General features: G+C 68.8%; 1 protein-coding gene and 1 pseudogene. Both read left to right on the forward strand.

The features are described from left to right. A pseudogene (locus ACNFOC_RS55655) lies at nucleotides 1–109 on the forward strand (ATPase); the annotation flags it as partial. Between the two features lie 61 nt (nucleotides 110–170). After that, entirely contained in the window at nucleotides 171–314 is a 144-nt protein-coding gene (locus ACNFOC_RS55660) for a hypothetical protein (protein ID WP_416966481.1), read from the forward strand. Nucleotides 315–404: the final 90 nt, after the last annotated feature.

Consider the following 404-nt stretch of genomic DNA (forward strand, 5'->3'; position numbering starts at 1 on the left):
CCTGGTGACGCTCCTTGAGGAGATGCCCGTCCAGGAAACCGCGGACGGCATCGCCGAACTGCGAGCCGCGCGGCTGCCGGTGGGCCGGATCATCGTGAACATGGTGCGCTGGGCACCGCCCTGATGGTCGGCCACGTCGACACCGAGACCGCCCCCGAAAGGCCTGGTCCATGAGTTCCCCCAGGGTCACCCATCGCCCCTCGGACGAGATGGGTGGCTCCGCCTTGATCACCTTGATGACCCTGGTCCCGCTGCCCTGCCGCGACGAGAGCCACCCTTCCTCGATCAGCTCCCCGCGCGGAGCAGCCCAGTGACGGCAGTCACCGGTCACCTCTCCTTCTGCAGTACGGACAGCGCGGCGATGAGTTCGGCCTTCCGCCAGGCCCACGCCCGCGGCATCAAGG

Source organism: Streptomyces colwelliae (assembly GCF_048158785.1).
Taxonomy (GTDB): domain Bacteria; phylum Actinomycetota; class Actinomycetes; order Streptomycetales; family Streptomycetaceae; genus Streptomyces.

Excerpts from the sequence above, each read along its gene's own strand:
- ACNFOC_RS55660 (WP_416966481.1), top strand. The coding sequence starts at position 171 with ATGAGTTCCCCCAGGGTCACCCATCGCCCCTCGGACGAGATGGGTGGC.